Source organism: Mycolicibacterium chubuense, assembly GCF_001044255.1.
GTDB lineage: Bacteria > Actinomycetota > Actinomycetes > Mycobacteriales > Mycobacteriaceae > Mycobacterium > Mycobacterium chubuense.
Genome location: NZ_JYNX01000066.1, coordinates 1 through 22053 on the forward strand (window position 1 = coordinate 1; position 22053 = coordinate 22053).

Genomic DNA, 22053 nt, shown 5'->3' on the forward strand with positions numbered 1-22053 from the left:
GCGCCGTTGATCGCCGCGACGACGGGCACTCCGAGCGTCTCCAGCGTGCGCAGGTCGGCCTTGATGAACTCGACCTCGGCGAACGACTCAGCAGCGTTCTCCGGGCCGACCTTCATCATGCCCTTGAGGTCACCGCCGGCGAAGAAGGTCTTCTTCGCGCTGGCGATCACCACGCCGGTGATCGAATCCTTCTCCTGCACAAGCCGCTCGACGGCATTGTGCATGGACTCCTTGTAGTGCTCGTTCATCACGTTGGCCGAGCCCGTCGGGTCGTCCAGCGTCAGGGTGACGATGCCGTCGGCGTCCTTGTCCCACTGAATGGTGTTCTCTGCCATGTCTTTCAGGCCTCTCAGACTCGCTCGATGATGGTGGCCACGCCCATGCCGCCGCCGATGCACAGCGTGATCAGCGCACGCCGCGCGTTGCGTCGCTCGAGCTCGTCGACCATGGTTCCGGTGATCATGGCGCCGGTGGCGCCCAGCGGGTGGCCCATCGCGATGGCGCCACCGTTGACGTTGAGCTTCTCGTCGGGGATGTTCAGATCCTTCTGGAACTTCAGCACCACCGAGGCGAACGCCTCGTTCAGCTCGAACAGATCGATGTCGTCGACGGTCAGGCCGGCACGATCGAGCACCTTCTTGGTGGCCGGCGTCGGGCCGGTCAGCATGATGACGGGGTCTGCACCGGACGTGGCGGTGGCGACGATGCGGGCACGCGGGGTCAGCCCCTGCGACTGCCCGGCCTTCTCCGACCCGATGAGCACCAGCGCCGCGCCGTCGACGATGCCGGAGCTGTTGCCGCCAGTGTGGACGTGGTTGATCTTCTCGACGTAGTGGTACTTCTGCAGCGCCACGTCGTCGAAGCCGCCCATTGCGCCGATGCCGTCGAACGCGGTCTTCAGCTTGGCCAGACCCTCGAGGGTGGTGTCGGGACGCATGTGCTCGTCATGGTCGAGGACGACCAGGCCGTTCTGGTCCTTGACCGGCACGACGGACTTGGCGAAGTAGCCGCCCGACCACGCGGCGGCCGCCTTCTGCTGGCTGCGCAGCGCGTAAGCGTCGACGTCGTCGCGGGAGAAGCCCTCGATGGTGGCGATCAGGTCGGCGCCGATGCCCTGCGGCACGAAACCGATGCGGTAGTTCGTCTCGGGGTCACTGGCCCAGGCGCCGCCGTCGGAGCCCATCGGAACGCGGCTCATCGACTCCACGCCGCCGGCCAGCACCAGGTCGTCCCAGCCCGAGCGCACCTTCTGTGCGCCCAGGTTGACCGCTTCCAGGCCTGAGGCGCAGAACCGGTTGAGCTGGAACCCGCCGGTGGTCTCGGGCAGCTTCGCCACCAGCGCGGCGGTGCGGGCGATGTCGCCGCCCTGGTCGCCGACGGGCGAGACGACACCGAGGATGACGTCGCTGATCAGCGACTCGTCGAGGTCAGGGTGGCGAGACCGGATCTCGTCGATCAGGCCGACGACGAGGTTGACGGGCTTGATTTCGTTGAGCGATCCGTTGCGCTGCTTGCCGCGCGGGGTGCGGATCGCCTCATAGATGAAGGCATCTTCGGACATGTGCTCTCCAGGTCCTGTTCAGATCGGGGGCCGCGGTGGTCCCATGACGGGTCCCGCGGGGAGGCTGCTCCTCTAGCGGCATGCTAGCAGCCTCGCCCAACCGCTTGGTTGGGCCGCCCTCTGGAGAGCGGGAACGACGAACGCACGCTTTCTGACGTCGACAGCTTTGAATGACGTCAGAACGCGTGCCTTCGGTGCCGGGTCTAGTCGGCTGAGCCTTCGGTGTCGTCGAAGAACGACCACTCGCCGTCGTGCTCGACCTCCATGCGCCACCCCAGCTCGGAGTTGTCGGCACGCTGATCGACGAACCAGGCGTGCGCGTCCTCAGCGCTCTCGATGTCCTTCGTCTCGACGATGTCGCCGTGGGGGTTGAGCACGCGGTAGGTAGCCATGCCGGAGGTGTTTCCCGCCGCCGCGCACTTCACACCTACGCCGACCGGGCCGTCACCAATTCGTCCAACGTGGGGTAGTCGATGTAGCCCGCCGGTCCCGGGGCGTAGAAGGTCGCCGCATCGGGCTCGTTGAGTTCGGCGCCGGCCGTCAGCCGAGTGACCAGATCCGGATTGGCGAGGAAGGCCCGCCCGACGGCGGCCGCACTGATGACGCCCCACTCGGCGAGGTTCTCCAGCATCGCGAAGTCGGTGTCGACGGTGCGCGGGGTGTTGAGCACCAGCGTGCCGTCCCACTGCGTGCGCAGCGCCGCGAACGCCGGCGCCGACGGCTCGCTGACGATGTGCAGATAGGCGATCTTCAGTGAGGAGATCCGGCACAGCAGCAACTCGTAGGCGCTGACCTGATCGATTTCGTGCATGTCGCCGGCGGCGTTTCCGGGCGAGATCCGCAAGCCGACGCGCTCGGCGCCGATCTCGTCCGCGACGGCCTCCACGACCTCGGCGGCGAAGCGGGCCCTGTTCTCCGGGGAGCCGCCGTAGACGTCGGTGCGCTGGTTGACGACGTCGGACAGGAACTCGTGGAGCAAATAGCCGTTGGCAGAATGGATTTCGACGCCGTCCATGCCGGCGTCGACCGCACGGCGGGCCGCGGACCGGAACTGACCGACGATCTCGCCGATCTCACTGACGGTCAGTGCGCGCGGCACGGGCAGCGGCTTCTTCCCCGTAGGCGTGTGCGTCACCAGGTCGGCGGCGATCGGCGAGGGCCCCACCGCTTCGAAGCCGCTGATCTCGGGGTGTGCCATCCGTCCGACATGCCACAACTGCACGAACATCTTTCCGCCCGCCCGGTGCACGGCCGAGGCGATCTCCGCCCACTTGTCCTGCTGCCGGTCGGTGTAGATGCCGGGGGTGTTCATGTAGGCGCCGTTGGCTTGTTCGCAGACCGCGGTCGCCTCGCTGATGATGAGCCCCGCCGCGGCGCGCTGCGCGTAGTATTCCGCCGCCAGCGACGACGGAGTGCCGTCGGCGTCGGCGCGTGATCGGGTCAGGGGCGCCATGAAGAGACGGTTGGCGACGCTCACTGCACCGACGGTGCTGGGCTGCAGGAGTGCGGACTGTTCGCCGAGGGTGAAGGTCATGCTGGACTCAAGCGCACCGACGGGGTGGTTCATTCCCGGGGCGCGGACCCGTCAGCCCTCGACGACAGCGGTGACCCGGATCTCGACGCGCATCCCGGGCGCCGCGAGCGCGCTGACACCGGTCGCTGTCCAGATCGGTGCGCGCTCGGGCATCCACCTGCGCAACTGATCGACCATGACCTCGGTGTGCACCGGATCGATCGCCGCGCCCGCGCCGGCCACGTGGTAGGAGTTCACGTGCACGACGTCCCGCCAGCTGACACCCGCCGCGACAAGCGTGCGCTCCACGTTCTCGAACGCTCGGGTGATCTCGTCTGCCAGCGAGTCGGGAAAGTGCAGTTCGTCGTCCCAGCCACCCTGACCCGAGATCGACACGGTCGCCGATCCGGACCGCCTGGCTGTAGTGCCGCATTTCGCGGAACATCTCGCCGTAGCCGGGGGTGACGAAGAACTCGACATCGGACATGGGTGACCTTTCGTTGATTACTTCATGCTTGAACTGACCTTAGCAGTCAATCACTTCATGCGTGAAGTTATTCCGAGCCGAGCACTTCCCCGGGAAAACCGTCGGGTCGCCGATACGCTCAACCGATGGCATCCAGGAAGGATCCGACCTGGCTGAACCAGGACGAGAAAGAGGCGTGGACGGGCCTGGTCTCGCTCATGCTGCTTCTCCCTGGCAAGCTCGAGGCTCCGTTGCGTGACGTGGATCTGACCCTGTTCGAATACCTCACGCTCAGCCATCTGTCCGAGGCACCGGATCGCCGAATCCGCATGAGTGAGTTGGCGTTTCTGACCAACGGGTCGCTTTCTCGGCTGTCCAACGTAGTGAAACGCTTCGAGCAGCGCGGGTGGGTGACCCGCTCGCCCGATCCCGACGACGGCCGCTACACGCTGGCCCATCTGACCGAGGACGGTTATCGCCTGGTGGTCGAGGCCGCGCCGATTCACGTGCGCGCCGTCCGGGAACTGGTGCTCGATCCGCTCTCCCCCACCGATCTGCGAGCGCTGGCGCGCATCGCGGACAAACTGCGTGTGGTCCACCCCAACCTCGAGAAGGCTCCGCGGGACGGACGGCGGTCGTGACCGCAGCACACCGCGTCGATGTGATCGTGATCGGCGGCGGCATCGTCGGACTCGCGACCGCGTGGAAGATCCAGCAGCGCCGTCCCGGATTGTCGGTCGCGGTTCTGGAGAAAGAGCCCGGTGTGGCCCGGCACCAGACGGGTCACAACAGCGGCGTCATCCACTCGGGCATCTATTACGAGCCCGGCAGCCTCAAAGCCACCCTCTGCAAGCGCGGCGCTCAGGAGACCAAGGACTTCGCCACGGCGCACGGCATCCCGTTTCGCACGACCGGCAAATTGCTGGTCGCGACCGATGAAACGGAGCACGGGCGCATGCTGGCGCTCCACGAGCGTGCCCTGGTCAACGGCCTCGACGTGCGACTCGTCGACGCTGCCGAACTGCGGCGCGCCGAGCCCCACATCCGCGGGCTCGGCGCCATCGAGGTATCCACCACCGGCATCATCGATTACGCGCGCGTCTGCGAAACCCTGGCGGCCCTGGTTGTCGCGGCCGGCGGCGAGGTGGTGACCGGCACGACGGTCACGGATGTCCACGAAGCAGCCACCGAAGTCGTCGTGAACACCGAAGCCGGCATCTGGCGCGCAGAGCGCCTCGTCGCCTGCGCGGGGCTGCAGGCTGATCGCATCGCCGCGATGGCCGGTATCGACGTCGACGTGCGGATCATTCCCTTCCGGGGTGAGTATTACTCGCTGCCGCCGTTTCGCGCGGACCTCGTCGCGCGCCTCATCTATCCGATTCCGGATCCGGCCCTGCCGTTCCTCGGGGTGCACCTCAGCCCGACGATCGACGGCGGAATCACTGTGGGCCCCAATGCCGTTCTCGGGTTCGCGCGCGAGGACTATCGGAAAGGCGCCGTGAAAGTGCGCGATGTGCTCGATTATGCGCGTTATCCGGGGATGTGGCGGGTCGCGCGGGCCAACGTGCGCACCGGAATCCACGAGATGAAGAATTCGTTGTTCAAGCGCGGATACCTCGCCGAATGCCAGAAGTACTGTCCCGAACTGCAATTGGGTGACCTTCTGCCCCGTGAGGCTGGGATCAGGGCTCAGGCTGTCCGCCGAGACGGCACGCTGGTGCACGACTTCCTGCTGGAGAGGACACCGCGCAGCATCCATGTGTTGAACGCACCGTCGCCGGCGGCGACGTCGGCACTGCCGATCGGTAAGACCCTGGCCGAGGAACTCCTGCCGTAGGGATGGCGACGAGCCTCAGATCAGGATCGTGAGCGGGTTCTCGATCCGCCGCGTGAACGCCGACATCCACTGTGCCGCCACCGATCCGTCGATGGCCCGGTGATCAGCCGAGAGATTGACGGTCATGACGGTGCCGACCGTCAGCGCCCCGTCGACGACCACAGGCCGTTGTGCGGCCGCACCGACAGCGAGAATGCCCGAGTGAGGCGGATTGAGGATCGCCGAAAAGCTACCGACCCCGTACATTCCCAGGTTGGAGACCGAGAAGCTGCCCCCCTCGAGCTCCTGCTGCTTGAGCTTTCCGGCACGAGCCCGCTCGGCGAGATCGGCGACCCGGGTCGCGATTCCCGACAGCGGCAAGCTGTCGACGTCGCGGACCACCGGTGTCAGCAAGCCGCCCTCCACCGCAACAGCCACCGCGATGTCCACTCCCGAGAACTGCCGGATCGCGTCGCCGGTGAAGATGACATTGGCCTCCGGGACCTCCACCAGTGCGCCCGCCACGGCTTTGAGCACGAAATCGTTGACCGAGATCTTGTAGGTGTCCGCGGCGTTGACTGACCGGCGGAGATCCAGGAGTGCGTCGACACGGCAGTCGGCGGTGACGTAGAAATGCGGAACGGTGGTCTTGCTCTCGGTGAGCCGACGCGCAATCGCCCTGCGCATACCGCTCAGCGGAACGTCGTGGTAGGGCCTTTCCGGCTCAGCTGAGCTCGCCTGCGAGGGAGCCGGTGTCGTCGGATTCTCCATCGGCGCAGTCACCGGAAGCCGATCCAGATCGCGGCGCACGATCCGTCCACCGGGGCCCGTGCCGGTCACTGTCGTCAGATCGATTCCCCTCTCTCCCGCCAATTTGCGCACCAACGGAGTGGCGAACAGCCGGTGACCGTTTCCTGCGGGTGCACTCCGGCGTTCCGCAGCCATCGTGGTGACCACCCTCTGCGGTGGATCGTCGGTATCCTCCAGCACCGGAGCCGCGGACTCCGGGTCGCGCGGCGCCGCGGCCAGTGCCGACTCGGCGTCCTCCGGCTCGTCCACTTCTCCTATCCGGGTCACCTTCGCGATCGGATCGCCCACAGCGATCGGTACGCCCGGCTCGGCGAGGAGCTCCGCGACCGTACCGTCCATCTCGGCCGCGTACTCGACAACGGCTTTGTCCGTCTCGATTTCGGCGATCGGGTCACCGACAGCAATCTCCTGGCCGACAGACACCAGCCACGTCTGGATCACGGCCTCGGTCGCATTGGCCAGCACCTCCGGCATGCGCATCAGGGTGGCCATCAGTGCGCACCCATTCCGATGCGAATGTTTTCGAGACCAGCCACCACTTGCTCGGTGCCCGCGATCGCGGCGCGCTCCAGCACTCGGGAGATGCTCGGCGACGCCTCTTCCCCTGACACCCGCTCGACTGGCTGATCCAACCAGTCGAACAGTCGGCGTTGAATCTCATCAGCCAGCCAACCCCCGTAGGAGGTGCCCTGGGCGCCCTGCTCGACGATCAACACCGCGTTTGTCTTCTTGATGCTGGCCTCGACGGTGTCCCAGTCGAGGGACGCGCGGTCCAGCCAGCGCAGGTCGATCAACTCGGCATCGATCCCGGTCTGCTCGATGGCTTCGGCACAGTGGGCCACCATCGACAGATAACTGATCACGGTCACGTCCGTGCCGGTGCGGCGGATTGCGGCACGGCCGGGCGGGATGATGTAGTCGAGATCCCCGTCCGGGACCTGATCGGCGGTGCTGTAGAGGTCCACATGCTCGATCACCAGCACCGGGTCCTGCAGCGCCAGTGCGGCGTTCATCAGTCCGACGTAGTCGGCCGCCGTGGAGGGAGCCACGATGCGCCAACCGGGGCTGGTCGCGAAGATGCCGGCAGGGTCCATCAGATGTTGTGAGCCGTAGCCGGACCCCATCGCGACCTTGGTGCGCAGCACGAAGGGCACTGGGTTGTCGCCACCGAACATGTGCCGCGCCTTGCCGATCTGGTTGAACACCTGATCGGCGGCCACCCACATGAAGTCCGGATACATGAACTCCACCACCGGCCGGAACCGGCCGTCGAGCGCCAGCCCACCGCCGAGACCGGTGAAGGCGTTCTCACTGATCGGCGTGCCGACCAATCGGTGGTCACCGTACTTGGCCAGGCCCTTGGTGGCGCCGTTCGTGCCGCCGCCGAGGCGGTGCACATCCTCGCCGAAGATCACGATGCGCTCGTCGGTGTCCATCCGACGATCCATCACCCCGGATACCGCGTCGATGAATCGGACTGCCCGCCAGGGTCCCTGATACTCCGTCGGCTCGAGCGCGTCCCACGACGCCAATTCTGAGGCGTCGCCGCGGATACCGACATTGACGAAGCCGGGATCGGGCCACAGCTGCGGGCGGATGCGGCGCTTACCTGCCGTTTCCGGATCGGGCTCGAGCAGTTCCGACACTGCGGACGTCATCGCGCTGAGCGCTTGGCGTCGCAGTTCGGAGACCCCGGCCTCGTCGATAAGCCCCAGTCTGATCATCTGGGCGGCAGTCTTGTCGAGCGGATCGCGGGCTCGCCACTGCGCTTCCTCGTCCTTGTCGCGGTATCCGAATGCGCTGCCGGGGTATGGCCCGTTCTGGTGGAAGAAGCGATAGACCGCGGCTTCGATCACCGCCGGCCCCTCGCCGGCGCGCATCCGGGTGGCGGCCTGCTCGATGGCCAGGTGCACCGCCAGGGGATCCATCCCGTCGACGCGCCAGCCGGGAATGCCGAAGCCCTGCCCTCGCACGGACAATCGAGGGTCGGCGGTGATCTCGTCGACCCGGGTGGACACCGCGTAGAGGTTGTTCTCGATGAAGAAGCAGAACGGTAGCCTCCAGGCCGCCGCGAGGTTCATCGTCTCCAGCACCGACCCGATCTGGCTGGAGCCGTCACCGAAGTAGCTGATCGTCAGGTCGGTTGTCCCGCTCTGCTTTTGGGCCCACGCGTTACCTGCGCCCATCGGCACGCCGCCGCCGACGATCGCATTGGTGCCCAGCGCACCGGCTTCGAACCACTGCAGGTGCATCGACCCACCACGTCCGCGGCAATAGCCCTGTGCCAGACCGAGAATCTCGGCGAGTGTGCGCTGCAGTACCCGCGCGATCTTCGGAGTGATCGGGTCGGCCGGATCGATGACCCCGCCGGAGACGTGCGTCAGCGCTTTGGCGAGGAACTGGTGGTGGCCGCGGTGAGAACCGTTGACGGCATCGGCGGAGCGTAGTCCGACAATCGATCCCACCGCGCCGCCCTCCTGCCCGATGCTGGAGTGGGCGGGTCCGTGTACCAACCCCTCACCCGCGAGGTCGAGCACCGTCTCCTCGAACGCACGGATCAGGTGCAGTTCCGCCAGCATCGTGCCCAGCAGCGCCGGATCGGCAGCTTCCCAGTCGTCGTCGGTGGTCGACAGCTCCACCCACGGCGAGCCGGTTTCGAGGCGGGTTTCGATCGGCATGGCCCTCATCTCCATCGAATGCGCATCTGGTTGGTGTGACGCGGGTCCCACCGTAACGTGATTGGATCCACTTTGGCTAGATACCTTCTAGAAACACCGCAAGATCGGATACTCTGCGTTGATATTGGATCCACAGAGAGGCTCGAGATGCCCCTGCCCGGCTTGGTCGGCACCGACCACATCGGCTTCACGGTGCCCGACCTGGAGCAGGCCCATGAGTTCTTCGTGGGCATTCTCGGCTGCACGCACGTCTATACCCTCGGCCCGTTCGCGCATGATGACGACTGGATGCAGTCCCACCTCAACGTGCATCCCCGTACGGTGATGCGCGAACTGCGGTTCTACCGCTGCGGCACCGGCGCGAACTTCGAGGTGTTCCAGTACGAGCCCGCCGACGGGCAGTCGGCGCAACCGCGCAACAGCGACATCGGCGGCCACCATCTGGCGATCTATGTCCACGACATCGACGCCGCCGTCGCCTATCTGCGCGCGGAAGGCCTCGAGGTGCTCGGCCGGCCGACCGTCAGCCGAAACGCCAGCGAGGGCCAGCGCTGGGTGTACTTTCTGAGCCCGTGGGGCATGCAATTCGAACTGGTCAGCTTCCCCGAGGGCAAGGCCTACGAGGCCGACGCCGAGGTGTTGCTGTGGAACCCGAATCATCCGGCGGACTGACGTGAGCCAGCCCCAGGTACGCGACGGCGTGACGGGTGCCCGCGTCGCCGACGAGTTGCGCAACGCGATCCTGCACGGCGTCCACCCGCCAGGCACCAGATTGCGGCAAGAAGAACTGGCCAACCAGTACGGCGCCAGCCGCGTCCCTGTGCGAGAAGCGTTGCGCATCCTGGAATCCGAGGGTCTGGTCACGACGATCGCCAACGCCGGTGCGTGGATCGCCAGGCTCAGCCTCGACGAATGCGTCGAGCTCTACCAGGTGCGCGAGCGCATCGAACCGCTGTTGCTGCGGTACAGCCTGCCCGCGCTCACCGAGTCGCAGATCGACCGGCTCGCCGAACTCGCCGACACGATGCACCGGACCCGGGCCGTGGAACGCTTCCTCGAGCTGGATCGCGAGTTCCACCTCGGCAGCTACGCCGCCGCGGACACGACATACCTCGGCCCCACCGTGGAGCGGTTGTGGAACACCACGCAGCACTACCGCCGTGCCTTCACCCGGCTGCTCGACGACGAGAGCAACCGCATCGTGCACGACGAACACCACATGCTGGTCGCCGCGATCCGCGAGCGTGACTCCGACGAAGCCGAACGCGTCCTGCTGGGTCACATCCGCCGCACACGTCGTCAATTGGCCCGCCACCCCGAAGTTTTCGAGTAACCACCCGTACGAGCGAACAGGACCCCCATGGCGATCGAGACCGTCAACCCTGCGACCGGCGAAATCGTCGAGTCGTTCGAACCGCACGACAGCGCCGAAGTGGAGCGCCGGATCGCGCAGGCGTTCGCGGCGGCGCAGACCCTGCGCGACACCAACTATGCCCAACGCGCGCAGTGGATGCACGCCACCGCAGACATCCTCGAGGGCGAGGTAGACCGCGCTGCCGCGATGATCACATTGGAGATGGGCAAGCCGATAGCGCAGTCCCGTGCCGAGGTGCTCAAGTGCGCGAAGAACATCCGGTTCTACGCCGACAACGCCGAATCGTTCCTGGCGCCCGAGGAACTCGCCGACCCGTCAGCGGTGTCGGCCTCCGCGGCGGGCACCGTGTGGCAACCACTCGGTGTGGTGCTGGCCGTGATGCCGTGGAACTACCCGCTGTGGCAGGTGATCCGGTTCGCGGCACCGGCGCTGATGGCGGGTAACACCGGTCTGCTCAAGCACGCGTCCAACGTCCCGCAATCGGCGCTGTATCTCGACGAGCTGTTCGAGAAGGGCGGTTTCCCCGCGGGATCGTTCCGCACGCTGCTGATCGGTTCGCGTGAGGTGGCCGCGGTGATCGAGGACAGCCGCGTCAAGGCCGTCACGCTCACCGGCTCGGAACCCGCCGGCCGCTCCGTCGCGTCCACCGCCGGCCAAGAGATCAAGAAGGCCGTCCTCGAACTCGGCGGCTCCGATCCCTTCATCGTGATGCCGAGCGCCGATCTCGACGCGGCGTCATCGGTCGCCGTGAAGGCCCGCATCTCGAACAACGGCCAATCCTGCATCGCCGGCAAGCGATTCATCGTCCACGCCGATGTGTACGACGCCTTCGTCGATCTCTTCGTGGACAAGATGAAGGCCCTCAGCGTCGGCGATCCGATGGACGAGGCCATCGACGTCGGACCCCTCGCCACCGAATCCGGTCGTGCCGATGTCGCCGAACTGGTCGAAGACGCGGTGGCCAAGGGCGCCCAGGTGCTGGCCGGCGGCTCCGCCCCGGACCGGCCGGGATGGTTCTACTCCCCGACCGTGCTGGCCGGGCTGACCGACGACATGCGGGTGGTGATGGAGGAGACCTTCGGTCCGGTGGCGTCGGTCTACAGGGTCGCCGATCGCGAGGAGGCGGTGCGTGTCGCCAACCAGACGACGTTCGGGCTGAGCTCTGCGGTGTGGAGTGGTGATGAGACCGAACAGGATTGGTTCGTCGCCCACCTCGACGCGGGAGCGGTGTTCCTCAACGGCATGACGGTCTCCTACCCCGAACTACCCTTCGGTGGGATCAAGGACTCCGGCTACGGACGGGAACTGGCCGCTGCGGGCATCCGCGAGTTCTGCAACCTGAAGACCGTCTGGAAGGCGTGACCGTGCCCCGCATCAGCTATGTCCGGCCGGAGGATGTCACCGAGCCCGACCTCGTCGCCATTCTCGAGCAGTCCCGCACCTTCGGCACTCCGCGGCTCGAGAGCCAGGCCGTGCGAGCCCACGTGCCGGCCGTGCTCCGCACGTTCAGCGCCTCCTGGCAGCAGACCTTCCGGGAAGGCGTACTGGACCATTCTGTGAAGGAACTGGCCCGGGTCTTCATCGCCAAGAGCCTGGACTGTGGCTACTGCGCGGGTCAGCGCTCCCACCTGGGCACCCAGGCAGGGCTGACCGAGCGGGAGTTCGACGAGGTGATCGAGTTTCGCGGGTCGACGGTTCTCGGCGATCGCGAGAAGGCGGCCCTGAAGTGGGCCGAGGCCATCGCGTGGGACCCGAACCTCGCCGACGACGCCGTGTGGGCCGAGTTGCATGCCCACTTCACCGAACCGGAACTCGTCGAACTGGGGTATTTCATCGCGCTGACGATGGGGCAGCAGAAGTTCCTCAAAACACTGGACCTGCGCCACGGCGATCTGGGCACCGACAGCCTCGCCGGCCTGGCGCCGGACGTGGCGGGGCGGCTGCGGGGCTGAGGCCAGCCCCGCAGCGCACTCAGTATTCGTTGGCGACGAACAGTTCCTGAGCCGGGAACTTGGTCAGGATCACCGGGCCGTCGTCGGTGACCACGACTTCCTCTTCGATCCGTGCCGCAGAGGTCCCGTCCGACGCCGGGCAGTAGGTCTCCATCGCGAAGACCATGCCGGCCTGCAACTCGATCGGGTTCTCCAGGGAGTTCAGCCGCGAGATGATCGGGCGCTCGTGCAGGCCGAGTCCGAGGCCGTGCGCGAATTGCAGCCCGAAGGCCGCCATCTCGTTCTCGAACCCGAAATCCTCCGCCCGGGGCAGCAGTCGGGCGATCTGATCGGACCCCACGCCCGGGCGGATCGCCGCGATCGAGGTGTCCATCCACTCGCGGGCCTGCTTGTAGGCGTCACGTTGGCTCTGCGTGGCGCTGCCCACCCCGAATGTCCGGTAGTAGCAGGTGCGATATCCGTTGTAGGAGTGGATGATGTCGAAGAACGCCTGATCACCGGGCCGGATGATGCGATCGGTGAAATTGTGGGGGTGCGGGTTGCACCGCTCCCCCGAAATGGCGTTCACCGCCTCGACCTGATCCGACCCCATCTCGTAGAGCCGCTTGTTGGCCAGCGCGACGATCTCGTTCTCCCGCACCCCGGGCTTGAGCACGTCGACGATGTCCTGATACACCCCGTCCACCATCGCCGCCGCTTGATTGAGCAGCATGATCTCGTCGTTGGACTTGATCACCCGCGCATCGAGCATGCTCTGCTGGGCATCGACGACGGCCAGCCCCTGGCGCTGCATCTCGAACAGGAACGGCGGCTCAACGATGTCCATCCCGACCGGAGCGTCGGCCACGCCAGCCTCGGCCAGGATGCTCTTGATCTCGGTCACCGCGTCGCGCATCAGGCCCGCGTCCGGGGCGACCGCGCCCCGGAAGCCCAGGAACCCTGCCCGCCAGTTCTCCTGCGGCAGCCACGGCGAGTACAACTTGTGGTGCCGGACCGCCGAACCGAAGTCCCACAGGATCGGTTCGGCGTCTCGGGTGAGCAGGCAGTAGCGGATCATCTTGTCGCCCAGCGCCCCACCGATCCAGGTCTGGGTGGTGTAACGGATGTTGTAGAAGTCGAACAGGAGAAAAGCGCCGCACCCACTGGCTTCCAGTGCCGCCTTCGCCCGCGCGATCCGGTAGTCCCGCAACCGCGCGAAGTCGACCCGTTCTTCGTAGTCCACCCCCATGTGGCCGGGTGCGCCCAGGGGACGCGCTGCGACCGGCGGGGCGACCAGCGCCGTCACGAGTGCACCGGCGTCAGGCCGTCGTCGACGTTGACGTTCTCCGGCTTCAGTTCGATGCCGGCCCCGCGGGCGACCTCGAGCAGCAGCGTCGCGAAGTCCTCGTCGACGCCCACACCGGCCCCCGCCGCCTGCGCGACGATCTGCCGGGTGGCGGATGCGATCGGCATCGGCGACTTGAGCGCATACGCAGCTTCCAGCCCGAGGTCGAAGTCCTTCTGCAGCAACTCCATCGTGAACGTCGGGGTGAAGTCGAGGTTGACGAACGCCGGTGACTTGTATTGCGTGAACGTCGATCCCATCACCGAGTCGTTCAGGAAGGCCAGGAAGTCGGCGCGATTGACACCGCCTTTCTCCACCAGCACCGTGATCTCGGCCAGGCACTGGGTGACGACGCCGAGCATCAGGTTGTGGGCGATCTTCACCAACCGTGCGACCTCACCCTCACCGACGTAGGTGACGCTGCGGCCGAACACGTTGAGTACCGGCTCGATCGACTCGAACACCTCGCGCGGCCCCGACACCGCGACCGTGAGCTTGCCTGCCGCAATGACTTTCGGATTACCGCTGACCGGGGTGGCCAGGAAGTCGCAGCCGCGGGAGTTGGCGGCCTCCCGGATCCTCGCGCTGATGTCGGAGGACACGGTGGACGAGTCGGCGATGATGCGTGGCGACTGGGCGCCGGTGAGGAGCCCGCCGTCTCCGAGCATCACCTGTTCCAGGTCCTTCGATGAGGACACCATTGCGAACACCAGGTCGCGGTCGGCGAGATCGACCGGCTGGGTGACGACCTTGGCGCCCTTCTCGGCCAATGCAGCGGCCTTGGACGCGGTGCGGTTGTACACGGTCACGTCGTAGCCGGCATCGAGCAGCCGAATGACGAGCTGGGCGCCCATCCGTCCCGCGCCGATCCAGCCGATCTTCAGGGTTGAGGCAGACATTGAGAGATTCCTTTTCTGTTCGGTCAGGCCGTGGGTTGGGGTGCCGGCGGATGAGAAGCGCTGGGCGCATGCACTGCACCACCGAAGTAGAGATCCGCGATCTCGGGATTGGACAGCACGGATTGGGCGGGGCCTGTGAGCAGGACGCGACCGCTCTCCATCACGATGCCGCTCGAGGCCATCCGAAGGCCGAACCTGACGTTCTGTTCGACCATCAGCACCGCTTTGCCGCTCGCGCGCATGATTGCGACCGCTTCGTCGATCACGGTGAGCGATTTGGGGTCCAGACCCAGCGACGGCTCGTCCAACAGGACCAGCTTGGGGTCGAGCATCAGCGAGCGGGCGAACTCCACCATGCGTCGCTGGCCGCCGGAGAGGTTGCCGCAGCGCACTCCGGTCTTGTCGGCCACGAGCGGGAACATGCCCAGTACCTCGTCGTAGCGCTGCTTGACCAGCTGACGCTGCCTGCGGATGACATACGCCCCCATCAGGATGTTCTCTTTGACGGTCAGCGTCGGGAAGAGGCCATTGCTCTGCGGCACCTGGGTGACACCGCAACCGAGCACCTCGTCCGGGGTCAGACCGGCAATGTTTTTGCCGTCGAGCATGATCCGGCCGGCACTAGGCTTGAGGATGCCACTGACCGCTCGCAGTACCGTGGACTTGCCTGCCCCGTTGGGGCCGACGATGCAGCCCAGTTCCCCGGGACCGACCTCCAGGTCGACACCCTGCAGGACGTTGCCGCCGCCATATCCGGCGACCACCCCTTCGAGTCGGATCATGCCGGGTTCCTCTCTGCCACCGGGATGGTCGATCCCTTGGACGGTGCCTCGAGCAGGTAGTCGTCGCCCAGATAGGCGTCGAGCACCAACGGGTCCTTCTGGATCTGCTCAGGAGTGCCCTGCGCGATCACCGCCCCGCGCGCCAGAACGCGGATCGGGTCGCACAAGCCGACCACGAACGGCATGTTGTGCTCGACCAGGAGGAAGGTCTTGCCCTTGGAGTTGAGTTCGCGGATCAGGTCGCCCATCCGCTCGATCAGCGTCGGGTTGATCCCGCCCGCGGGTTCGTCCAGCAGGATCAGCTTCGGATCCAGCATGAGTACCTGGGCGAGTTCCACGAGCTTCTGTTGCCCGTAGGACAACGCGCCCGCCTTGGCATCACGGTAGGCAGCCATGCCGACGAACTCCAGCAGTTCCTCGGCCCGGCTTGCTTCCGATCCGCTGACTGCTCCCAGACCGAGTTGGGGCACCGAGAAATCGCGCAGCGGTGCGACCACGTTCTCGAGCACGGTCATCTCCCGGAACAGACGGGTGATCTGGAAGGTCCGGCCCAGCCCGCGGTGAGCGCGCGACCAGGGCGACATCCGTTCGAGGTGTTCACCGTCGAGCAGGATCTCGCCCTTGTCCGGGGTCATGGTGCCCGAGATCAGGTTGAAGACGGTCGTCTTGCCGGATCCGTTGGGCCCGATCAGCGCGGTGATCGATCCCTCGGGGACGGTGAACGTGCAGTCGTTGACGGCGTGGTTGCCTCCGAAGCTCTTGTGCAGACCACGGACCTCGAGCAGTGTTCTGCCGGTCGGCTGCGGCTTGCGGATCTCGCTGCGTACCAGCGGCCGATCCAGTGGGTTGAGCCGCGCGCCGGAAAGCCCCACGGTGCCTTGGGTTCTGGCCTTCTCGATGAAAGCCGCCAGCGTCGGCAAAATGCCCTTGGGCAGCAGAATCACCAGCAACACCAGTAGCCCCCCGAACAGCACCAGGCGTGCGTTGCCGCCGCCGAAGGCCTGGTTGGCGTAGTTGTTGACGGGCTGAATGATGAACGCGCCCAGCACCGGTCCCCACAGGGTGCCGCGGCCGCCCAGAATCACCGCGAGCACGATCAGCGCGCTGGTGATGATCGAGAACATGCCGATCGGGTCGACGAAGGAGAGGTAGTACCCGTACACCGAGCCGGCCATGCCCACGAACAGCGCACTCAGGCCGAACGCCAGCAGCTTGTAGACGGGCGCGTTGACGCCAATGGTGCCGGCCTTGCCCTCGTCTTCGCGGATCGCGATCAGACCCATGCCGAACTTCGTGCGCCGGATCCACCACGTCAGCGACAGTGACAGTGCGAGCAACGCGACGAGCGCGAGATGGAAAGGCCAATTCCCCCACGAATCGGGCCAATCCGGCAGAGGCAGGGTCAGTCCGGCGGAGCCGTTGGTGACCGGCACCCATTCGATGGCCACGAACTGCACGAGGAACAGGAAGGCCACCGTGATGATGACGAAGGCGGGCCCGCGGGAACGGTAGGTCACCAGTCCGAGCAGCATCGCGACGGCGGCGGCGATGACGCCGGCGATCGGCGCCCACAGTAGTGGCTCGATGTCGGGGAACCGGGTGGCCAGTACCGCTCCGACGTAGGCGCCGATGCCGATGAACGCGCCCTGGCTCAGTGACAGGTAGCCCGTGAAGCCGGTGATGATGTTCAGACCGCTGGCCCCGATGGCCAGCACCAGCGACATGATCACCATGTTCTGCGCGGACATGCTCGGCGAGAGCGGGAACAACAGGATCACGAGAGCCGCGATGGCGATAAGGCCGCGCGTCAACCACGTGTGCAGAGCGGGATCGAGAAGTCGAGATGTGCGCTCCGACTTGGTGGTAGCGGTGGTCATGCGACCGCGTCCTCTCTGAGGCGGGTACCGAGAATGCCCTGCGGGCGGGTGATGAGCACGACGATGATGACGAGGAACGGAACGGCGACCGGCCAGGACGCCCCGATGTAGGCCGTGGCCGCCATCTCGCCGACCCCGATCACCAGAGCGCCAAGGACGGCACCCGGCAGGCTGCCGAGGCCACCGAGCACGACGATCGCCAGCAGTCGCGCGATCCACTGGTAGTGCGTGCCCGGCAGGAAGGGATAGATCGTCGACAGCATCGCCCCGCCGGCACCCAGCGTGGCCACGCCGATGGCGAATGTGAGTGCGGCGATGGTCGCGACGCTCACCCCTACCAGCAGCGCGCCACTTTCGTTGGACGAGGCGGCACGGATGGCCCGCCCCGCCCAGGTGTGATTGAGCAGCAGGTAGAGCGCGCCCATCACCGCGACTGCGATCACCGCGGCGATCAGCATGGCCTGGGGTACGTAGATCGGCCCGAGAGCCAGTGACGCGTCGGTGTAGGACACGACCACGGTGGACGACGTGTTACCCCAGATGAATCCCATGATTCCCTCGAGCATCAGTGCGATGCCGAAGGTCGCCAGCACCGTCATCGTGACGTGCGCGCCGCGGACGTGCCGGATCACCAGCAGATACACCAGCCAACCGAAGCCGAACATCACCGCCATGACGATCGGGATGGACAACAGCGGGTCCAGACCGAGTTGGTGCCACAGCGTGTAGGTCAGGAAGGCCGCCAGCACGGCGAAGGCGCCGTGAGCGAGGTTGATCACCCGCATGACCCCGAAGATCAGGGTCAGCCCGGAAGCCATCAGCGCGTACAGCGCACCGACGAGAAGTCCGAGGATGAGCGTCTGGACGAGCGAGGTCATCAGATGGCCCCGCCGCGCCAGCGCATGATCTTGTCCGACGTCGCCACGTCGGCGGGAAGCACGATCTGGGACACTCCGGCCTGCCACTGACCGACCAGGAAGTCGCCCTTCGGACTGCCGTCGGAGTTCCAGCTCAAGGTGCCCAGCAGCGTGTCGACGCTGTTGTTGTGCAACCAGTCCGCCAGGGCGGACTGGTCGTCGATCGAGCCGACCCCGTTGACCGCCGCGGCCAGCACCTGACCGGCGGCGAAACCATCGGCCGCGTCCTCGGGCGGGCTCTGGCCGAATTTCTCCTGGAATCGCTTGACGAACTCGGCGTTCTGGTTGGTGTCCGACAGCGGGCTGTAGCTCGAGGAGAAGAACACGCCCTCGGCGTTGTTCGGGCCTACCGCGTCGAGATACTGCTGCCCGTAGGTGGGCGAGCTGCTCTGGTACAGGATCGCAGGCTGATAGTTGGCGCGGTTCATCGAGCGAATCATGTTCACGCCGTCTTCGAATTGCGCTCCCTGGACCACGATTTCGGCCCCGGCGTCGCGCATGGCATTGACCACCGAGTCGAAGTTCTTGGTGGTAGCCGGGTATTGGTCTTTGTAGACCGTCCGGATGCCGGCGGCCGACAGGATCTTCTCAGCGCCCTCGACCACGGGGCCGGCGAACGGGTCGTCCAACGTGGGGTAGGCCGCGGTCTTGGGCCGCTGCTCAGGAGGAAGCTGGGCGATCCAGTTAGCGAACACCTTGGCCTGGTCGGTGGCCACCGCCTGCTGCGAGAAGAAGATGTAGGAGAAGCCGCGGTTGAACATGTCCGGAGACCCGCACGACGGGCAGACGAACAGCATCTTGTTCTTCTCGGCGATGGCCGACGCCGGGATGTTCAGCAGCGAGGACTGGCTGCCCAGAACGAGATTCACCTTGTCCTGCGCGATCAGGTTGTTGTAATTGCTGACTGCGGTTTCCTGTTGGGTCGCGTCGTCTTTCACGACGATCTCGACCTTCTTCCCCAAGAGGCCGCCGGCCTCGTTGGTCATCTCGACCCATGTCTCGTAGCCGTGCTGGGTGTCGAGGCCGCCCTGGCTGAACTCGCCCGTCAGCGGGAGGGAAGCCCCGATCCGGATGGTGTCACCGTCCGAACCGCTGTCCGCAGAACAGCCGGCGACGGTCAACGCGACCGCAGCCGCCGCCGCTACCGCGCGAAAAGCAGTGGTGATTCGCATGTCCAACCTCTCTGTCAGACCGATTGCCCCGAGCGAACCGCTGTGTTGCGTAGCTCATATGCAATCGATTGCAGTGAATCGTCACACAGACGACGAGGGGGTGTCAACACCTCTGGTTCGCAGAACCGTGCTGCTCCAAGGGTCATTTCGCGCATCGATCCGAAGTGCTGTTCACGAGGTGTCCAACCGTCTATAGTCAGCCGCAATCGATTGCAGCTACCTTGCTCCACCGAATCTTGGAGTGTGCAGATGACCACCACCTACGCCTACGTCGACGATCCGGGTGCGCTGCCGCGCGCCCGATGGGGAGCGTTCATCGATGGCGAATTCGTCGCGGTCGGCGACGACGCGACGTTCGAGGTGATCGAGCCGTCGACGGGGCGGCCCCTGGCCAGCGTGGTGAGTGGCGATGCGGATCTGGTGGACCGGGCCGTCAGATCCGCCCGCGCAGCACTGCCCGCCTGGCGGACGCTGACGGGACGCCAACGGGGTAGCTATCTCCGCCAGGTGGCCGACCGCATTCGCGCCCACGCCGACGAACTGGCGGAACTGGTGTCCCGGGAGAACGGCAAACCCCGACGCGACGCGCTCGCCAACGACGTGAGCTTCAGCTCGAACTGTTTCGATTACTTCGCCGGTCTGGGCGACAGCCTCCCCGGAGAGATCATCGACCAGGGCCCGATCGAGACCCGGGTGGTCTATGAGCCCTACGGGGTCGTCGCAGCGATACTGCCGTTCAACTGGCCGCCCATCCACTTCGCCAAGAAGGGCGCCCCGGCGTTGATCACCGGCAACACCGTGGTGATCAAGCCCGGCGAGCAAGCACCCCTGACAGTGCTGCGTCTGGTCGAGATCGCCAACGAAGTCCTGCCGCCGGGGGTGCTCAACGCCGTTCCGGGCCTGGCCGCGGGCGCAGCTCTTGCCGGGCATCCTCTGGTCGAGCGGATCAGCTTCACCGGAGCGACGGCCACGGGCCGCCGCGTGCTGGAAACTGCGGCCCAGAACCTGACCTATGCCACGATGGAACTGGGCGGTAAGAACGCGCTGATCGTCTTCCCCGACGCGGATCTGGATGTGGCCGTTGAGGTCTCGATCGAGGGCATGTTCTACAACCAGGGCGAGGCGTGCACGTCGACCGCTCGCATCCTCGTGCACGACGACGTGTACGACGAGTTCCTCGAGCGATTCACCGCTGCCGCGACCACTCTGGTGGTCGGCGACGGCCTCGATCCGCGCACCGACATCGGTCCCCTTGTGGACGCCGTGCAACGCGACCGTGTGTTGGCCTACCTGCGGACAGCATTCGATGAGGGTGCCCGCCTGGTCGGACAGGGCAACGTGCCGACCGATCCGCGCCTCGCGAACGGCTATTGGGTACCGCCGACCGTACTGGCCGATGTGACACCGGATTCCACGGTGGGGCAGGAAGAGATCTTCGGGCCCATCGCGCTGATCATGCGCTACTCGACCCTCGACGAGGCCGTCGAGATCGCCAACGGCACCAGCTACGGGCTGACAGCCGCGATGATCACCCGCGACGAGGCAGCGGCCTGGCACACCGCCCAACGACTCGACGCAGGCATGATCTTCGTGAACAACTACATGCGGCGCTCGTTCCTGGGATCGCCGTTCGGCGGGATGAAGGGCAGCGGGTTCGGCCGCGAGAACGCCGCGGAGACCCTGCACGAGTTCGTGCGGTCCAAGGCGGTTCGATTTCGGTCGGGCCACGGCGAGGTTCCGGTGTGGCCGCCGCGCACCTGATCCGCCACCGATGATCCTGATCATCGCCGCATTCGTGTCGATGATCGACCGCTCGGTGATGCCGCCACTGGTCCCCGTGATCGCCGAGGACCTGGGTGCCGCCGTCGATTCGGTCGGCCATTCGCTCACGGTGTATGCCGTCTCCTACGCCGCCTTCCAACTGTTCTGGGCCACTTTGGCCGCTCGCTACGGGCGGGTGCGGGTACTCGTCGCGTCGACCGCGCTGGGCGGCGTGGCCAACGTCTGCACCGCGCTGTCCTATGACGCGGTGTCCTACGGCGTCACCCGCGCGATCGCGGGTGCGGCGTTCTCCGCCACCATCACGACCGTACTGATCTACTACGGAGACACGCTGCCTATTCACCGGCGGGCTGTGGCCACCGCCAACCTGGCTGCGGCGATCTCGCTCGGCCTGGCGGCGGGCACCGTAGGCGCCGGCGCTGTCGCCCAATGGTGGGGTTGGCGCTGGGTTTACGTATGCGTCGCGGTGTTCTCGCTGGCGCTGACGGCAGGGTTGGTGCGCCTGGCGGAATCAGTCGGCGACATCAGGGAACCACTGATTCCGTCGCTGCGCCGACTGGCGGTGAACCCCTGGGCGGTCGGCATCCTGGTGTTCACACTCATCGAGGGCGCGCTACTGATCGGGGTGTTCAACTATCTCGCCGTGGCCCTTCAGGTCAGCGGGGAAAGTGTGCTGACCGCGGGGCTGGCCACCGCCGCATTCGGCGCGTCCGTGGTGGTGTTCAGCCAGTTGACGAAGCTGATCCTGGGGCGTTGGCCGGCCTGGGTGTTGATGCTGCAGGCGGGTATCGCCATCATCTGCGCCTACACCGTTGTCGCCCTGGGTGTCTCGTCGAGCACCGTGGTGGCCGCGGCGATCCTGCTCGGACTGGCCTGGGCGATGGGCCACACCACGATGCAGACGTGGATGACCGATGCGGCAGCGGACAGCAGGCCGATCGGCATGTCGTTCTTCTCGATCGCACTGTTCACCGGCGCGTCCATCGGCGCGGCGTTCGGCAACGTCGCCGCCGGGGCTCAGCACTTCGGGACGCTGTTCGGCATCACCACCGCGGTGGCGATCGTCTATGCGATCACCTCCACCGTGGCACGCTCCAGATACGTTGTCCGCGAAGAGGAGTAAAGACGC

21 protein-coding genes are annotated in these 22053 nt (G+C 66.1%); 8 read left to right on the forward strand and 13 right to left on the reverse strand.

What is annotated here, in order from left to right:
* The 5 genes from MCHUDSM44219_RS24450 to MCHUDSM44219_RS24470 form a co-directional block, all read right to left on the reverse strand.
* Positions 1-335, reverse strand: a 335-nt coding sequence (locus MCHUDSM44219_RS24450) for an enoyl-CoA hydratase/isomerase family protein (RefSeq protein ID WP_048420871.1), incomplete at its 3' end; no start/stop codon positions are given.
* A gap of 14 nt (positions 336-349) precedes the next feature.
* The gene (locus MCHUDSM44219_RS24455) at positions 350-1561 is read right to left on the reverse strand and encodes an acetyl-CoA C-acetyltransferase (protein ID WP_048420872.1); all 1212 of its coding nucleotides are present in this window, start codon (positions 1559-1561) and stop codon (positions 350-352) included.
* Between the two features lie 203 nt (positions 1562-1764).
* Positions 1765-1953, reverse strand: a complete 189-nt coding sequence (locus MCHUDSM44219_RS24460; RefSeq protein ID WP_048420941.1) for a hypothetical protein — start codon at positions 1951-1953, stop codon at positions 1765-1767.
* A gap of 35 nt (positions 1954-1988) precedes the next feature.
* A complete protein-coding gene (locus MCHUDSM44219_RS24465; RefSeq protein WP_048420942.1) occupies positions 1989-3095 on the reverse strand; it encodes an alkene reductase in 1107 nt (368 codons plus the stop codon).
* Between the two features lie 51 nt (positions 3096-3146).
* Positions 3147-3470 (reverse strand): Rid family hydrolase, encoded by a 324-nt coding sequence (locus MCHUDSM44219_RS24470; protein ID WP_330218638.1) that lies wholly within the window; start codon positions 3468-3470, stop codon positions 3147-3149.
* 216 nt (positions 3471-3686) lie between these two features.
* On the opposite strand from MCHUDSM44219_RS24470, the gene MCHUDSM44219_RS24475 reads away from it, so the two are divergent.
* Both MCHUDSM44219_RS24475 and lhgO read left to right on the forward strand, forming a co-directional pair.
* The gene (locus MCHUDSM44219_RS24475; RefSeq protein ID WP_048420873.1) at positions 3687-4181 is read left to right on the forward strand and encodes a MarR family winged helix-turn-helix transcriptional regulator; all 495 of its coding nucleotides are present in this window, start codon (positions 3687-3689) and stop codon (positions 4179-4181) included.
* Entirely contained in the window at positions 4178-5377 is a 1200-nt protein-coding gene (gene lhgO / locus MCHUDSM44219_RS24480; RefSeq protein WP_201778176.1) for an L-2-hydroxyglutarate dehydrogenase, read from the forward strand. Before MCHUDSM44219_RS24475 ends, lhgO begins: the two co-directional genes overlap by 4 nt.
* Before the next feature lie 15 nt (positions 5378-5392).
* Here lhgO and MCHUDSM44219_RS24485 read toward each other — a convergent pair whose 3' ends face one another.
* Complete coding sequence (locus MCHUDSM44219_RS24485) at positions 5393-6658, reverse strand: dihydrolipoamide acetyltransferase family protein (RefSeq protein WP_048420875.1); 1266 nt, start codon at positions 6656-6658, stop codon at positions 5393-5395.
* The gene (locus MCHUDSM44219_RS24490) at positions 6658-8844 is read right to left on the reverse strand and encodes an alpha-ketoacid dehydrogenase subunit alpha/beta (RefSeq protein ID WP_048420876.1); all 2187 of its coding nucleotides are present in this window, start codon (positions 8842-8844) and stop codon (positions 6658-6660) included. The genes MCHUDSM44219_RS24485 and MCHUDSM44219_RS24490 overlap by 1 nt, the downstream gene beginning before the upstream one ends.
* Before the next feature lie 147 nt (positions 8845-8991).
* Between MCHUDSM44219_RS24490 and MCHUDSM44219_RS24495 the strand changes: the two genes are divergently transcribed.
* The 4 genes from MCHUDSM44219_RS24495 to MCHUDSM44219_RS24510 are packed head-to-tail and all read left to right on the forward strand — an operon-like array spanning position 8992 to position 12171.
* Complete coding sequence (locus MCHUDSM44219_RS24495; RefSeq protein WP_048420877.1) at positions 8992-9516, forward strand: VOC family protein; 525 nt, start codon at positions 8992-8994, stop codon at positions 9514-9516.
* A gap of 1 nt (position 9517) precedes the next feature.
* Positions 9518-10177, forward strand: a complete 660-nt coding sequence (locus MCHUDSM44219_RS24500) for a GntR family transcriptional regulator (protein ID WP_048420878.1) — start codon at positions 9518-9520, stop codon at positions 10175-10177.
* A gap of 27 nt (positions 10178-10204) precedes the next feature.
* Positions 10205-11581, forward strand: a complete 1377-nt coding sequence (locus tag MCHUDSM44219_RS24505) for an NADP-dependent succinic semialdehyde dehydrogenase (protein WP_048420879.1) — start codon at positions 10205-10207, stop codon at positions 11579-11581.
* A complete protein-coding gene (locus MCHUDSM44219_RS24510; RefSeq protein WP_053081370.1) occupies positions 11578-12171 on the forward strand; it encodes a carboxymuconolactone decarboxylase family protein in 594 nt (197 codons plus the stop codon). The genes MCHUDSM44219_RS24505 and MCHUDSM44219_RS24510 overlap by 4 nt, the downstream gene beginning before the upstream one ends.
* A 19-nt stretch (positions 12172-12190) precedes the next feature.
* On the opposite strand, the gene MCHUDSM44219_RS24515 is transcribed toward MCHUDSM44219_RS24510, so the two are convergent.
* From MCHUDSM44219_RS24515 to MCHUDSM44219_RS24540, 6 genes are read right to left on the reverse strand one after another with little or no spacing between them, the layout of a single operon-like run.
* On the reverse strand, positions 12191-13456 hold the full coding sequence (locus MCHUDSM44219_RS24515; RefSeq protein WP_048420880.1) for a M24 family metallopeptidase: 1266 nt from the start codon (positions 13454-13456) through the stop codon (positions 12191-12193).
* Positions 13453-14394 carry an NAD(P)-dependent oxidoreductase gene (locus MCHUDSM44219_RS24520; RefSeq protein WP_048420881.1) on the reverse strand — a complete coding sequence of 314 codons (942 nt, stop codon included), beginning with the start codon at positions 14392-14394 and terminating at the stop codon, positions 13453-13455. The genes MCHUDSM44219_RS24515 and MCHUDSM44219_RS24520 overlap by 4 nt, the downstream gene beginning before the upstream one ends.
* Before the next feature lie 23 nt (positions 14395-14417).
* Positions 14418-15176 carry an ABC transporter ATP-binding protein gene (locus MCHUDSM44219_RS24525; RefSeq protein ID WP_048420882.1) on the reverse strand — a complete coding sequence of 253 codons (759 nt, stop codon included), beginning with the start codon at positions 15174-15176 and terminating at the stop codon, positions 14418-14420.
* A complete protein-coding gene (locus MCHUDSM44219_RS24530) occupies positions 15173-17053 on the reverse strand; it encodes a branched-chain amino acid ABC transporter ATP-binding protein/permease (protein WP_082162378.1) in 1881 nt (626 codons plus the stop codon). The genes MCHUDSM44219_RS24525 and MCHUDSM44219_RS24530 overlap by 4 nt, the downstream gene beginning before the upstream one ends.
* Positions 17050-17931 carry a branched-chain amino acid ABC transporter permease gene (locus MCHUDSM44219_RS24535; RefSeq protein ID WP_048420883.1) on the reverse strand — a complete coding sequence of 294 codons (882 nt, stop codon included), beginning with the start codon at positions 17929-17931 and terminating at the stop codon, positions 17050-17052. The genes MCHUDSM44219_RS24530 and MCHUDSM44219_RS24535 overlap by 4 nt, the downstream gene beginning before the upstream one ends.
* A complete protein-coding gene (locus tag MCHUDSM44219_RS24540; protein ID WP_048420884.1) occupies positions 17931-19142 on the reverse strand; it encodes an amino acid ABC transporter substrate-binding protein in 1212 nt (403 codons plus the stop codon). Before MCHUDSM44219_RS24540 ends, MCHUDSM44219_RS24535 begins: the two co-directional genes overlap by 1 nt.
* Before the next feature lie 249 nt (positions 19143-19391).
* Between MCHUDSM44219_RS24540 and MCHUDSM44219_RS24545 the strand changes: the two genes are divergently transcribed.
* Together MCHUDSM44219_RS24545 and MCHUDSM44219_RS24550 are read left to right on the forward strand one after the other, a co-directional pair.
* Positions 19392-20903 carry an aldehyde dehydrogenase family protein gene (locus tag MCHUDSM44219_RS24545; protein ID WP_082162379.1) on the forward strand — a complete coding sequence of 504 codons (1512 nt, stop codon included), beginning with the start codon at positions 19392-19394 and terminating at the stop codon, positions 20901-20903.
* 10 nt (positions 20904-20913) lie between these two features.
* Positions 20914-22047: an MFS transporter gene (locus MCHUDSM44219_RS24550; protein WP_048420885.1), complete on the forward strand. Its 1134-nt coding sequence runs from the start codon at positions 20914-20916 to the stop codon at positions 22045-22047.
* Positions 22048-22053 lie beyond the last annotated feature (6 nt).